This window comes from Actinomadura sp. 6N118, from assembly GCF_044326415.1.
Lineage (GTDB): Bacteria > Actinomycetota > Actinomycetes > Streptosporangiales > Streptosporangiaceae > Spirillospora.
Genome location: NZ_JBIRAZ010000033.1, coordinates 36,262 through 49,795, shown reverse-complemented (window position 1 = coordinate 49,795; position 13,534 = coordinate 36,262). Strand labels below are relative to the sequence as shown.

Genomic DNA, 13,534 nt, shown 5'->3' with positions numbered 1-13,534 from the left:
TGAGCACGACGGTGATGGTGACGGCGGGCCGAACAGATCCGCGCGGCCGTGGCAGCCGTAGGTGTAACTGTGACCGGTCAGGCCATGTGAGCGTTGGCAGCTACCGGTCACCCGCCATTGCGCGGGTTCGAATCTCGTAATAATCGAAGGTCATGGCTATCGCCGAAGGTGCATACGGTGGCCATCGATGGCCGACGTGGCCGCAGGCCCGCGGGGCCTCGCTGGACCGCACGGCACCGGTCAAGACGGCCATCGATGTCGCCGTGCCGGGAGATGTGGATCTGATCATGGCGCATGACATGGATATGCAGCCGGCCAACGCCGCCGCGAAGATGCAGCAGCTGGCAGATGAGAGCCGAAGATTGAACAGTGCCTGGACGGCGAAGCAGGGGGAGATCGGCTCCGGCGCGGCCGCCATCGGCGGGGACCAGTTGAGTGCCGCGTTCAGGCCGGGCTATGACGCGGACTCCCAGGCCGCGAGCGACGCGGCCAACGCGGTGGTCTCGGCACTGGCCAGGGACGCCCAGGTCGGAAACGCGTGCGTGCAGGACTACATCCAGGGCGACGACCGTGCGCGGGACGCCCTCGCCAACGTCACCCCATCGATCCCACTCTCGCCGGGTCGCCCCTTCTGACACCGACAAACATCTTGGTGTGAGGGAGGGGTTACTTGGGCGGGCATCCTCGGCTATCCCCGGGCCGATCCGGTCAGTCTGCCCGCAGGCCTGGTCACCCGTGTCCCGCAAGGCAGCGCCCTTGTCCCTGCCGCTGGGCGATCCATCTGATTTCCGAGGCTTGGGAGTGACCATGACCTGGCGCTGCTGCGGTGAGTGGGGGCGCTGAGCTGTGCCCTCCGGAGCGTTGACGTCTGTTCCTGAGCCGACGCATGAGCTTTGGCAGCTGGTGAAGGCGGCGGGGCCGCAGTGGCCGCAGCCGGACGAGGCGGGGCTGCAGGCCCTTGCCCAGTCCTGGCGTGCGGCCGGTGCGGACTTCGCGGCCACGGGCCGCTATGACACGAGTGGGCTGAACGGCCCCTGGGCCGATGCGGTGGGTGGGCAGTTCGCTGCGCGTGTACAGGGAACGACCGCGCGCGCGGGCGAGACGGCGGCCGGTATGGAGGCCGTGGCTGAACGTACCGACGCGTTCGCGTACGAGGTGTGGCGCCTCAAAAGCAAAATCGTCGAGACCATCAACGGCTCCATCCCGGCCTACGATGCGGCGGTCGCCGTCGCTGGCACGTTCGCCAATCTCACGGGCGTCGGGCTGACCGAGGTCGTCAACGCGGTCGCGTTGATGATCGACGGGCTCATTCAAGAGGCGATCGCGCACATATCCGCGTACGGCACAGCGTGGGGGACCGCCCTTGATGTCGGCCGGGAGGTTCAGGGGGTCGGGCGGGGCATGGTCGACCACGGGGTCGAGACCGTCCGGGGCCTGCTCGGGACCGCCCAGCAGGTCATACAGGATCCAGTGGGAGCGGCCCAAGACGCCGCTGAGGGCTTCATGGAGACCGCTCAGCAGGTCATAGAGGATCCGGTGGGGGTGGTCCAAGGCGTCGCCGAGGGCCTCGTCACCCCGATCGTGGACGACTGGAACGCCGGTAACGAAGGCGAGGCGATCGGCCGGGCGATCGCCACTCTCGCTGAACTGGCCAGTCCAGGCAAGTTCAAATCTCTCATCAACAGGCCGGACGGCCCGTCACCTGATCCAGACCCGGCGCCTGCTCCCGCTCCAGAGCCTGCTCCCGCTCCAGCGCCGGCCCCCGCTCCAGCGCCACCCCGGCCCGCTCCTGGCCCCGCGCCCGCTCCTGGCCCCGCGCCTGCTCCTGGCCCGGACGCTGGTGCTCCGGATCCGAGCCCTGGTGTCCCAGGGCCGGACCTGGGGCCCGCACCTGCCCCGGGCGGTCCCGTCCCGGCCCCGGTTCCGCACGCCCCTCCCTCTCCGCCCGTCGGCGCCCCCGGCAACGCCCCCCACCCACCCGCGAACCCGCCCGGTGCCGGGGACCCCGATGGCCCGGACCCCGACGACGATGGGGGCGGTGGCCCGGACAGGCCACTGGCGCCCGGTGAACCCGGGCACGCACCTGATCGCACGCCCGCTTCTCCCGAGAGCCGCCCCGCGCCGGGCCCGCCGCCCAACCCGCATGGCGGTCCCGGCGGAGGCGGCGACGGCCCCGGCAGGCCAGACCCGCCGGAGCGATCCAGCGACTCGCCGGAGGCCCGCGACGGCACAGAGCCTCCGGAGACACGCAAGTCCGAGGATGGGATCAGGGAGGTCCAGGATGGGACCAGGGAGGTTCCGGCGTCTGACGGGATCAAAGCGACTCCCGAGTCCGGGGCCCTCGATTCGCGGCCTGCTCCCTTCGGTGGTGCCCTGAATCCGCACGGCAACGCACCCGTATCGGACCTCGGCGGACATGGCGACGCGCCGGACTCCAGGGGGAACACCACGGGCCAGGACTTCCGCGAGCCGGAACCCGCGCGTACCGGAGGTGGTGGTCCCGAGGCCTCCGACGCGGGCAGCGGCGCGAAAGATCCCCTACCCGCCCGGGTCGGTGCCGGCGAGTCGTCACCCAGCCCAACCGCGGGTGACGCCGGACCGACCACGGACCTCACGTCCAAGTCCGGCAACCCCTCAGACCCTCCGGTGCACACCAAGGCCGGCGACGAGCGGGTCCCCGCGATGGCACATGGCGAGCCCGGCGGTGGGCCGCCTCCTCACCGGGGCATCGATGTGCCACCTCCCGCTCCGCTCAACATCACACCCGACACCGGCCCGAGTCCGGCAAGAGGCGGCAGACCGGGTGCTCCGCCGCCGGCACGCAATGACAGAGGCGGTTCGGACGATCCACAGAACCCGAATGAGGAGGATCCGGGGCAGCTCAACGATCCACGGAACCCGAATCAGGAGGACCGGGATGTCCCCCCGGTCGGGGTCCCGGCGACCCCCGGCTCCGAGCCGGTCGCGGACACCCCGGCGGGACCGGAGCCGTCGCCATCCCCGGTGCCGGGGGCGGCCGGGCCGAGCGCCAGTGACGAGGGCCACGGCGGCGAGTCCGACGGCGGCGAATCCGACGGCGGCGAATCCGACGGTGGCGAGTCCGACGGCGGTGTGGGCGACAACGCTCCCAGCGGCCGTGCCGACGACCTTGGCCCGCCCCCCGAGCGTGCGGGAGCGGGACCTCCCGAGGAACTGTCACCTGAGGAACGACAGCAGCTCGATCAGCATCGAGCGGACTTGGCGGCAAACGATCCACAGCGTTACAGCGACTATCAGAAAGACCCGGACCATATGAGAAGGGATGGGTCCTACGACATCGATGACAACGCTCGCGAGGAGGCGAAGACTGCTCTTGACCTGCGGTACCGCGGAATCCTTCCCGGTGATCTTCAGCGCCCGCCAGTACGCGGTCAAGGTGACTTCTACTCACCTAGCGCAGGCCACTATTATGATATTAAGGAAGTGTCATCATCTCCGAGTTTCAGCGTTGCAAATTTCGAGCGAAAGCTCGCGGACCAGTTCACCAGGGGTCGCATTCCGGTCATCGATGCCCGGAACACGATCCAGGCGAATATCGACCAGATAAAAGAAATGATTGAACGGAGGGGGTGGCAAGAGGATGTCGTTTGGTATCCCTGACGATGATTCGGAGTCTCGCAGCATGGTTCATACCTGGCCTGAAGATGCTCTCGCCACGGCTGCGCTGCGCACCTATGTGGAACAGTTCGCCCAGGATGAAGGGGCCAAGCTTGAGGCGACCGGGCTTGACTTCCGAGGCGCCGACCTACGGGGCCTGTCGCTTCGGGGTGCGGACTTCACCTCCGCGCGCCTCGATGGTGTTTCATTTCATGGAGGGCTGCTCAATCGCGCGGATTTCAGCGAAGCCTCTGTTGCTGGAGCGTGCTTTGACGAGGCGGAAATGATCGACACCGACCTCTTTAGCGTATCAGGAGAACGGGTAACCTTCGTCAAGGCATGGCTCTCCGGGCTTGATGCCCTAGACGCGAACCTCAAATCAGCGAATTTCTCCGGAGCCTTCCTCGGCGGTGCCAGTTTCAATGGAGCGGACCTCGAAGGTTCGGATCTGCGAGACGCGAGGCTGGAGAGGACGTTCTTCGTCTCGAGCAGACTGGTTGATGTGCATGTGGAAGGAATGACTGGAACGCTCATCGGACCTTGCAGGCTCGACGAGGAAACGGGCGAGGTTGGCGACGCCGAGTTGCAGCAATGGCTGCGGAAACGGGGCGCCGACATCACTGTCGTGCCTGTCAATCCGACCTGACGATGTCTCTGATCAGGAATCGGAAGTCGCCGGCTCGACCGCCGAGGCCGATCATTATGTTGCGGGCTTGCGGAGGTCCTGGCCGATATCGCCGGATCGAGGTCCCCTCCGGCTGGGTCACCGACGCCTGCAGGCGGGCCGGACAGGCGGTCGCCTCCCACGCATACGGCCAGGTGCTTCAGTGCCGCCTGTGTCGAAGTGGGCCACGCCGCTCTGGGGCTCAGACATGGTGGCGGCCCCTTTCCAGTGTGCGGTCGAGTTGGTGGATGAGAGGGTCGAAGCCGAGGTCGGTCTCTTCGCGGCGTACGCGGGCGGGGAGGAACGGCTTCAGGAGTTCGAAGAACTGCTCCTGTATACGTTCCTCTGCCTGTCGCAACGCCTCGGTGATCGCCTCCGCCAGGGATCGGGGGTCGGTGTCGCGGTATACGCGCGGATCCAGACGCAGCTCCGTGAGGGAGCCGCGTTCGTCGACGGCCACGTGGATCAGCCCGTCCGGTGACTCCGCCACCGACCGGACCGCCGCCATGCCTTCCCGGAGGTGGAGTACGGACCGGGTGAGCTCCCGATCTTCGCTGGGCAGGGGATCCGGGCGAGGTGGCCGGCCTGCGGGAGGCGGGGTGGCGAAGACCTCGGCGGCGAGCGCGGCGAGATCCTCGCCTGCCTGCTCCCTCGCCCGGCCGAGCGTTTCCCTGATGGTCTCGGCGAGCGCTCGCGAATCCGGGACACGGAAGATGCGGACGTCCAGGTCGAGGCGGAGGAGGCGGCCTCGGCTGCCGACGGTCGCCGAGACCAGCCCGTCCTCCGACTCCGCAGTGGCCTGTACGGTATCCGCCCGTTCGCGGATCGTGCGCAGGTCATCGCGGAGTTTCCAGATGTCGACGACGCTGCCGTCGCGGACCGTCATCGGACGGTCCTGCGGGTTGGTGGAGCCTCGACCACGGGCGTCTGCTCTTCGACCTGCCAGAGTTCCTCGACCAGCGGCTGCGAGGTCTCGTTCTCCACTTCGGCATCGCGCTTGGCGGCCGGGCCGTTCGCCGTACCGAGGAACTCGGGTGAGGCATCGAACCGTCCCGCACGTCCGCGCAACCGCGGTGGCACGCCAGGTACGTTGCGGGGCGACCGGTCACGGTAGCGGGGGTCGTCGTCACCGGGCTTCGGAGCCCCGCTCGTACCGGAGCCCCCGCCGCCGGGCGGCACCATGGGGGGCGGAACGCCCATTCTTCCCGTCCCCGCCCCGCCACCACCGGAACCCGTGCCACCCGCGCCCACCGTTCCAGGCGGCACCGGACCGATGCCCGGCGTGGTGGCCTGGCCCGTACCGCCCGTATTGCCCGACACCGGCGTGACCCGCGCCAGCCCGGCGCCGGCACCGAGAGCGCCGATCGGCGCGATGTGCGGCACTCCGCCGGGCGACGCCGGCGTCGGCCCCGTGGTCGAGGACGACGTGGACGCTGCGAGCAGGGGCGGCGTGGGCGCCGGGATCGAGGGCGGCGGCACGGCCACTGGTGGTACGACAGGTGAGGGCGCCGTCGTTCCTGGATTACCGGGGAGTGCCGGCGCCGGTGCGCCCCCGGCCGCCGGCGCCCCAGCAGACGCGCCGCCCGCTCCACCCGAGGGAGCACCACCCGGGGCCGCGGGGGTGCCCGCTGGGGACCCCGCTGGGGATCCCCCTGGAGCGGCCGCCGGGGCGGCCGGGCCGCCCGTGGACGGGGCGGAAGTGGTTCCAGGGCCCGAGCTTGTAGCCGGTCCGTCCCATGGAGTTCCGTTCGGAGCCCCGGCGATCACCGACCCGACGCGTGCGAACTCGCCGCTCAGCGTCGTGATCAGGCCTTCGGCCTCGGCCACGATGGCCATCATTCGCGCGCGGATCGCCGCCAGCCGTTGAATGATGTACTGGGCCCTGGCCGGAGTCACGCCGGCGCTCAGTTCCGCCTGGAGTTGGTTGTACTCCTGCTCAAGCGTCAGGGCCTCCTGGTGCAGCGCTCTGAGGCTCTGGGCGGTGGTCGCGATGACCTGGTTGAGACCTTCGAGCTGGGCCGGGATCCCCGCTGAGCTCAGCTGTTGTGCCCAGGCGTCCACCGACGCCGAGCTGCGGCCCAAACGCTGGCCATAGAGCTCGCCGGCGGCGTCCGGCCAGATGGGTGCGACTTCGCGGGTCTTGGCCCGAAGGTCGTCCCGTGTCTTCTCCATCTCCGTGAGCATCGTCTGCCACCGGGGGATGCTGCTTGTGAGGCGGGGCGTGTGGTCCGCTTCCTGGGCCTCGGCTTGCTTCAGCAACACCTCCACCCGCTTGACCAGCGTGGCGACGCTCATCGGGGTTCGGTCCCGGCCTGCGGCAGGGCGCCCGGGAAGGACGGCCGCGGGCCCATGTCGTTGTCCTGCAGGGGTATTGGGAGCCGCTCCTGTGGGGATCCCCCGGACCTCGGCAGCATGCTCAGATTCAGGGCGCGCTCAACCTCGGCCCGGCCGACATCGTCTCGATTGTCGTAGTCGGTCGCGCTGTCGTTCGCGACGGATGCGTAGCCCTCGTATCCCCGCTCGACGGTGGTGAAGTAGGCGGTGAACTGTTCAAGAGCGGTATTAACGCTCTGGATATAGGCAGTGCAGCCGCCTTCGAGGGGCATGCCACAGCGGAGGTTCGCCTGTTTGAGGCCCTCCGCCTCCGCCGCCGCCAGCCTGGCGTTCGTCGGGATCATTCGCCCGGCGAAGCTGTGCAGGTCCCCCGTCGCGTTCTCGACTCCGTCGAATGCCATCGGTTCCTCCCTCGTGCGGTCGTGGTACTCAGGCAACCTCTTCGTGGCCTGGCGCGGGGGCGTGGGACAGCAAGCTGCCACGCTTCTTGTGCCTCACTCCTCGGTGGGTGGGAGCCAGGCGAGTTGGAGGAGCTGGGGGTTGTGGCCGCGGGTGATGAGGCGGCCGCGGCCTGGGGGCAGGGGTTCCGGTTTGAGGCCGCCGAGCAGGGGGCCCTCGTCCTTGCTGCCGGAGAGCATGAGGCCGGGGGAGCCGACGTCCCGTACGCGGGCCAGGAACTGTTCGTACAGTCCGCGGCCGGCGCCGCCCGTACGCCGGGTGACCACCAGGTGCAGGCCCAGCTCGCGGCCTTGCGCCATGTACTCCAACAGTGGCAGGAACGGGTTGTTCATCGGGGTGGCGACCAGGTCGTAGTCGTCGACCAGGACGAACAGCTCGGGCCCGGTCCACCAGTTCCGCTTCCGCAGCTGCTCCGGGGTGATGTCCGGCCCGGGCCTGCGCAGCGCCATCGCGCGGGCGGCCTCGGAGATCAGGTGCCGGGAGCTCTCGGAGTCGGTGCCGTGGCCGAGCAGATACTCGTCCGGGACCTCGCCGAGCATGCTGCGGCGGTGGTCGATGAGCAGGATGCGGGCCTGGGCCGGCGTGCACGCGTCGGTGATCCGCCGTGCCACCAGGCGGAGGAACGCGGTCTTGCCGGCCTGCGCGTCGCCCAGGAGCAGGAAGTGCGGGTCGGTGGCGAAGTCGATGGCGACCGGGCCCAGATCCTGCTCGGCGATGCCGACACTGAGCCGGGCCTTGCCGTCGGCGACCGTGTCCCGGGCGGGAAGGGAGCTGTAGGGAACCGTCGAGGGGAGCAGTTTCACGCGCGGGGCCGCCTCGCCTCGCCACGCCTCGGCGACCGTCGTCACCAGTGCGCCGGTGGCCTCGTGGAGCCCGTCCTCGGCCTCCACACCGTCGATGCGCGGCAGCGCGAACAGCAGCTGGTGCTTGTCACCGGTGACGCCGCGGCCGGGGGAGCCCTCGGGGACGCTGAGTGCGGCCATCCGGTCGACGGTGGTGTCGATCGGGTCGCCGAGGCGGAGTTCGGCTTTGCTGCCGAAGAGGTCGCGTACGGCGGGGCGGAGGTCGAAGGCGCGGCTCGCGGTGGCGATCACGTGTACGCCGTAGGCGAGCCCGCGGGTGGCCAGGTCGCCGACGGCCGCCTCGAGGTCCTCGAACTCCTTGCGGAGCGTCTGCCAGCCGTCCACCACCAGGAATACGTCGCCGTACGGGTCGTCGACGAACTCGCCGCGGGCCCGCGCCGCCCGGTATGTGGCGATGCCGTCCACGTCGTGCGCGGCGAAGCGCCGCTCCCGCTCCTCCAGGACGCCCGCGACCTGCGCCACCGTGCGCCGTACGGCACCCGCGTTCTGCCGGCCCGCGATGCCGCCCACGTGCGGCAGACCGCGGAGTGCCGCCAGCGTGCCGCCGCCGAAGTCCAGACAGTAGAACTGGATCTCGCGTGGAGTGCAGGTGAGGGCCAGGCTGCTGATCACCGTACGCACCGCGGTGCTCTTGCCACTGCGCGGCCCACCCAGCACCAGCACGTGACCGGCCGCGGTCGACAGGTCGAAAACCAGCGGATCGCGCCGCTGTTCCCGCGGCCGGTCCACGATGCCGGCGATCGCGTGCAGGCTTCCGGCCAGCCCGGGCCCACTCGCGCGGAGACCGCGCTCCGGGTCGGTGGAGAGCGCGCCGAGGAGCGCGTCCAGCGTCGGCGGCTCGTCCAGCGGCGGCAGCCAGACCTGGTGGGCGGGGGTGCCGCGGCCGCTCAGCCGGTCCACCAGGATGTCCATCAGGCTGTCGACCGTCGGGTCGTCCAGGTCCTCTTTCTTGGTCTGCTCCACCGGGAGGACCGCGGGCGGCACGTAGCCGGTACCGTACTCGAGCGGCTCGGCGACCCCGCCCCCCGCTGGGCCGCCACCGGCCTCGGGCCGCCGGTACGCGCCTGAGACGTACGCGGCGCGGAATCGGATCATGGGCTCCGAGCCGAACTTGAGGAACCCGTGCCCGGGGGCGGTCGGCAACTCGAACGCGTCCGTCACGCCCAGCACGGTCCGGCTGTCGATCGCGGAGAAGGTCCGCAGGCCGATCCGGTACGACAGGTGCGTGTCCAGGCCGCGCAGCCGTCCCTCCTCCAGCCGCTGAGAGGCCAGGAGCAGGTGTACGCCGAGCGCCCGGCCGATCCGTCCGATCTGCACGAACGTTTCGATCAGGTCGGGCTTGGCGGACAGCAGCTCGCTGAACTCATCACAGATGACCAGCAGCGTGGGCACCTCGGGCAGCGGCGCGCCCGCCGCGCGGGCCTGCTCGTAGTCGCGGAGTGAGGCGAAGTCGCCGGCGGCGCGGAGCAGCTCCTGGCGACGGATGAGCTCGCCGTTGATGGCGTCGGTCATCCGGTCCACCAGCGCCAGCTCGTCTTCGAGGTTGGTGATGACCGCGCTGGTGTGCGGCAGCCTGTCGAGCCGGGTGAAGGTGGCGCCACCCTTGAAGTCGATCAGGGCGAAGTTGAGCGAGTTCGGTGGGTGCTGGATGGCCAGGGCGAGGACGAGCGTACGGAGCAGCTCCGACTTGCCGGAGCCGGTCGCGCCGATCAGCAGCCCGTGCGGGCCCATACCGTCCTGGGCCGACTCTTTGAGATCTATTTCGACCGGCGAGCCGTCCTCCCGTATACCGAACATCACCCGCAGCCGGTCCCGGCTCGGCCGCTGCACCCACGTGGATGTGGGGTCGAAGGCGTACGGGTCGCCGAGGCCGAGCAGCTCGGCCAGGCCCAGGTCGTTGCCGAGCGCTTCCCCGCTCACACCACTGGTGAGCCGGAGCGGAGCCAGTACACGGGCCAGCCCCTCCGCCTCGGCCACCTCCATCATGTCGGCCCGGCCCAGCTCGGTCTCGCCGTCGAAGGTGGCGGCGGCCAGCGCGCCGTCGGTGGCCACGTCCAGCACGAGGGTCGTACGGTCCAGCGTGCGTGGCGGCGGGGTGGTGAGGTCGATGACCGTCACCCCCTCCAGGCCGGCGCCGGCCATCAGGTGGTCGGACCCGGCGACGGCGCCGCCGTCGATGACCACGACGAGGTGGGGAAGGGAGCCGCGCCGCATGTCCGGGTCGAAGCGGGGACGGGAGCCGAGCAGGTCCTCCAGCATCGCCTCGATGCCGGGCACGGTCGGCGCCACCAGCCGCAGCGGGCCGGTGGCGTCGGACTTCTCCGGGTGCAGGGCGTGCGGCAGCCACTTCACCCAGTCCCAGTCCGCGGTCTCCCGAGGGCCGGTGCAGATGGCGATCCGCAGTTCGTCGGGCGCGTGCACGGTGGCGAGCTGCGCGACCATGGCGCGGAGCAGGCCGAGCGTGGCGCTGCGGTCGCCACGGACGTGCAGCCTCGCGAAACCGGTGAGCGCCACCGCCAGTGGCAGATCGTCGATGGCGCTGTAGGTGGTGAGGAAACGGCGGAGTGCCAGCGCCGACAGCGGCTCGAGCTGCTCCAGCGGTTTGGTGTCCGGCGGGATCAACTGTGTCGCCGGGCTCTGCGGGCCGGTCCCGACCCGTACGACGGCGAAGTCGGCGTCCTCGGGCCTGCGTTCCCAGAGCCGGTGGCTGGCCGCGACCGACCATAGGGCGCCCGGCTCCGGGTGCAGGTACATCAGGGCGTCCCGCTGCCTGGCGACCGAGCGGCGCATCCGCATCCGGTGCTGGGCGAGCCCGCGCATGTAGAGCCGCCTGCCGGTGTCCATCTCCTTTTTGCTCGGGCCCGAGCCCCGCATGATCGCGAAGATCACGATCGCCACGACGATGACCACGAGTACCGCGAGGACGACGTTGCGCAGGGCGGGCGACATGCGGCCGGAGTAGCTCAGCAGCATCATGCCCATGATCCCGACCATGGGCAGCATGAAGAGCATTTGCGTCCACTGCCGGGCGCCGGGCAGCGGGATCTCCGGCGGCGCCTCCAGCACCAGCTCCCCGGAGGGCAGCGCCGGGGAGGGCTTGCGTGCGTGGCGCCGTACGACCTCGGTACCCACGGTGTTCCTCCTGGCATCGACGGCTCGTCTCAGCGGACTGGCCCATCGTCACCCGATGGTCGTGCGGCGTGGGGGTGCTGGCAGGAAGGTGACGGTCGTCAGGGCCGTCCGGGGCTGGCAGGAAGCGGACCGAGCCCGCCAAGGAGGCGTACGCGCGTTTACGTTTCCGGGGACTACCCGCGTCCGGTGGGGACGTCAGTGAGAGGAGGGAGCGTATGGCGGATCAGCTGCATGGCGTGATCGGAACGCTCGACCGGGCGGCCGTCATGGCCGGCAACGTGGCGGGCGACATCGAGGGCCACCGGGCCTCGCTGCAGCCCATCGTGGCCGCGCTGCAGGGACAGTGGGTCGGGCAGGCGCCGATCGCCTTCACCCAGGCCCACGCGAACTGGGAGCAGGGCATTACCCGGCTCGTCGCGGCCTTGAACAACCTGGGCGAGAACACCCAGTTCTCGTCGGTTCAGTACATGACGGCCGACGAGACCGGCACCGCGGCGGTCAACCAGGCCGCGGGTGGGGCGCCGTTCGGCGGTGCGCTCGCCTAGGAGAGGAGGAACGCTCACATGACTGATCTGGTCAGGGGCAACTTCGGCCAGCTGGACGACCTCGCCCAGCAGATCATGAACACGGTCGGGCGCGTCCAGGGAGAGATGGACACCTGGCGCAGCACCTCCGGTGCGACCGAGGCGGACTGGATGGACGCCGCCGGTGGCCAGTTCGCGGAGGTCAGCGCGGCCTGGCAGCAGGTGTCCACCGCGCAGCAGCAGATGCTCGACGCGCTGCGCGGCGGTGTCATCACCGCCAACGGTGAGCTCCAACAGGCGCTCTCGTCGGCGGTCGCGCGGGTCGGCAGCACCTCGATCTGACCCGCACGAGCCCGGAAACACAGAGGGGGAACGGCGAACGCCGTTCCCCCTCTGCACATTTTCGGGACGGCCTCTGGTGGAGAGACCGCAGATCACGCCAGCAAAAGGTGTCCCTATATATGTCGCGGGGGTCAGCGTTCGGGGGTGGGTGGGTCGAGGAGGAAGACCTGGTCCGGGGGTTCCTCGCGGCCCGGCGCGGGCGGCAGGGCTTCGGCGGGGCGCGCACGCCAGCCGGTACGGCGGCCTCCGGCCAAGATCACCGCCACGATCAGCGTGAGCAGGGCGACCCCGGCGGTGGCGATCAACACGGTCTGGGCGGTGTCCTCTCGCTGCTCCCACCAGGCCTCCGTACGCTCCCGCACCGGGTCGGCGGCGGCGGGCCGCACGGCCGGCGGTGGGGCGGGGGAGGCCGTGGTCATCCCGTCGGTGACGGCGCGGTACGGGTTGACCAGCCCGGCGCCGTACGCGGGGCTGCCCGGGCCCCCAGGTGTGGGTGTCGCGGTGGCCTTGAGACGTTCCGCGACCTCGTCGGCGGAGAGCTCCGGCCAGCGTGCGCGGACCAGTGCCGCGGCGCCCGAGACGAAAGCCGCGGCGACACTGGTCCCGTCCCAGTACCGGTGCCCACCCGCGCGTACGGCGGCGAGCACGTCCCCACCCGGCGCGGCCAGGTCCACGTGCGGCCCGGTCCGCGACCCGGAGAGCAGCACGCCGCTCTGGTCCACCGCCCCGACCCCGATCACGCCCGGATAGGCGGCCGGGTACGCGGGCCCACTCTCGCCCTGCCGGGCATTGCCCGCGGCCGCGATCACCATGACGTCCTTGGAGCGGGCATTCCTGATGGCGTCCTCGATGTAGTGGTTCTTCGCCGTGCCGGCCAGGGACAGGTTGATCACCCTGGCTCCGGACTTGACCGCGTACCAGATGCCACGGGCCAGAACCTTGGAGTCGATCCGTTCCGCATCACCGTTCTCGCCGACTTCCCCGTCGCTCACCCGCACGGGCAGGATGCGCGCCTCCGGCGCCAGCCCGGCGAAGCCGACGCCCGGGGCCTGGCGGGCCGCGATGACGCTCGCCATGGCGGTGCCGTGCGAGGCACAGTCGAAGTCGCCTGGGTAGTCGCCTTGGAGGTAGAAGTCCTCGCCGCGCAGCACCGCGCCGTTCCGCATCTGCGGGTGGTCCGGGTCCACTCCAGAGTCGATCACGGCGACGATCACATCCTTGCCGGCGCTGTGCGGCCAGACCGACTTCGGGTCCAGCATGCGCTGCGCCCACGGCAGCTCCTTGATCGCTGGCAGCGCCTTGTCCGGGCTGGTGCAGGCCCCTGCGGGCGGCTCCGCCGCGGCGGCCATCGGCGCGAACGCCACGGCGCCCACCGCGACCACCGCCGAGACGAGCGCCCGGCCGATCGTAGGCTTCATGCCCGCAACATAGGTTCGCCGCCGGGCCCGACGGCGGCGCTGGCACGTTCCTGCCGGGCCGGTCAGCAAGCGCCGGCCTCCAGCCGGGTGAGCGCGCCGTCCGCAGTGTCTCCGGCGGCCCGCGTCCTCCGCCAGTCGGCGAGCGAGGCCGGCCCCTGGACC

At 70.5% G+C, this 13,534-nt stretch carries 11 protein-coding genes; 5 read left to right on the top strand and 6 right to left on the bottom strand.

The features are described from left to right. Positions 1-152 precede the first annotated feature (152 nt). Positions 153-635 (top strand): hypothetical protein, encoded by a 483-nt coding sequence (locus ACH34W_RS49850; RefSeq protein WP_395968306.1) that lies wholly within the window; start codon positions 153-155, stop codon positions 633-635. 1,043 nt (positions 636-1,678) lie between these two features. Here the strand turns inward: ACH34W_RS49850 and ACH34W_RS49845 are convergent. Next, the gene (locus tag ACH34W_RS49845; protein ID WP_395968305.1) at positions 1,679-1,891 is read right to left on the bottom strand and encodes a hypothetical protein; all 213 of its coding nucleotides are present in this window, start codon (positions 1,889-1,891) and stop codon (positions 1,679-1,681) included. Between the two features lie 1,112 nt (positions 1,892-3,003). On the opposite strand from ACH34W_RS49845, the gene ACH34W_RS49840 reads away from it, so the two are divergent. Then, positions 3,004-3,639, top strand: a complete 636-nt coding sequence (locus ACH34W_RS49840; RefSeq protein WP_395968304.1) for a hypothetical protein — start codon at positions 3,004-3,006, stop codon at positions 3,637-3,639. Continuing rightward, entirely contained in the window at positions 3,620-4,282 is a 663-nt protein-coding gene (locus ACH34W_RS49835; RefSeq protein WP_395968303.1) for a pentapeptide repeat-containing protein, read from the top strand. The genes ACH34W_RS49840 and ACH34W_RS49835 overlap by 20 nt, the downstream gene beginning before the upstream one ends. Positions 4,283-4,502: 220 nt before the next feature. Here ACH34W_RS49835 and ACH34W_RS49830 read toward each other — a convergent pair whose 3' ends face one another. The 4 genes from ACH34W_RS49830 to eccCa form a co-directional block, all read right to left on the bottom strand. Then, the gene (locus ACH34W_RS49830) at positions 4,503-5,186 is read right to left on the bottom strand and encodes a YbaB/EbfC family nucleoid-associated protein (protein WP_395968302.1); all 684 of its coding nucleotides are present in this window, start codon (positions 5,184-5,186) and stop codon (positions 4,503-4,505) included. Continuing rightward, entirely contained in the window at positions 5,183-6,595 is a 1,413-nt protein-coding gene (locus tag ACH34W_RS49825) for a hypothetical protein (RefSeq protein WP_395968301.1), read from the bottom strand. The genes ACH34W_RS49830 and ACH34W_RS49825 overlap by 4 nt, the downstream gene beginning before the upstream one ends. Beyond that, positions 6,592-7,035 (bottom strand): hypothetical protein, encoded by a 444-nt coding sequence (locus tag ACH34W_RS49820; protein WP_395968300.1) that lies wholly within the window; start codon positions 7,033-7,035, stop codon positions 6,592-6,594. The genes ACH34W_RS49825 and ACH34W_RS49820 overlap by 4 nt, the downstream gene beginning before the upstream one ends. A 93-nt stretch (positions 7,036-7,128) precedes the next feature. Then, positions 7,129-11,088 (bottom strand): type VII secretion protein EccCa, encoded by a 3,960-nt coding sequence (gene eccCa, locus ACH34W_RS49815; RefSeq protein WP_395968299.1) that lies wholly within the window; start codon positions 11,086-11,088, stop codon positions 7,129-7,131. A 215-nt stretch (positions 11,089-11,303) separates the two neighbouring features. Between eccCa and ACH34W_RS49810 the strand changes: the two genes are divergently transcribed. Together ACH34W_RS49810 and ACH34W_RS49805 are read left to right on the top strand one after the other, a co-directional pair. Then, positions 11,304-11,633 carry a WXG100 family type VII secretion target gene (locus ACH34W_RS49810; protein WP_395968298.1) on the top strand — a complete coding sequence of 110 codons (330 nt, stop codon included), beginning with the start codon at positions 11,304-11,306 and terminating at the stop codon, positions 11,631-11,633. Positions 11,634-11,651: 18 nt separating this feature from the next. Continuing rightward, positions 11,652-11,954 (top strand): WXG100 family type VII secretion target, encoded by a 303-nt coding sequence (locus ACH34W_RS49805; RefSeq protein WP_395968297.1) that lies wholly within the window; start codon positions 11,652-11,654, stop codon positions 11,952-11,954. Between the two features lie 131 nt (positions 11,955-12,085). Here the strand turns inward: ACH34W_RS49805 and mycP are convergent, their stop codons facing one another. Beyond that, complete coding sequence (gene mycP / locus ACH34W_RS49800; RefSeq protein ID WP_395968296.1) at positions 12,086-13,372, bottom strand: type VII secretion-associated serine protease mycosin; 1,287 nt, start codon at positions 13,370-13,372, stop codon at positions 12,086-12,088. Positions 13,373-13,534 lie beyond the last annotated feature (162 nt).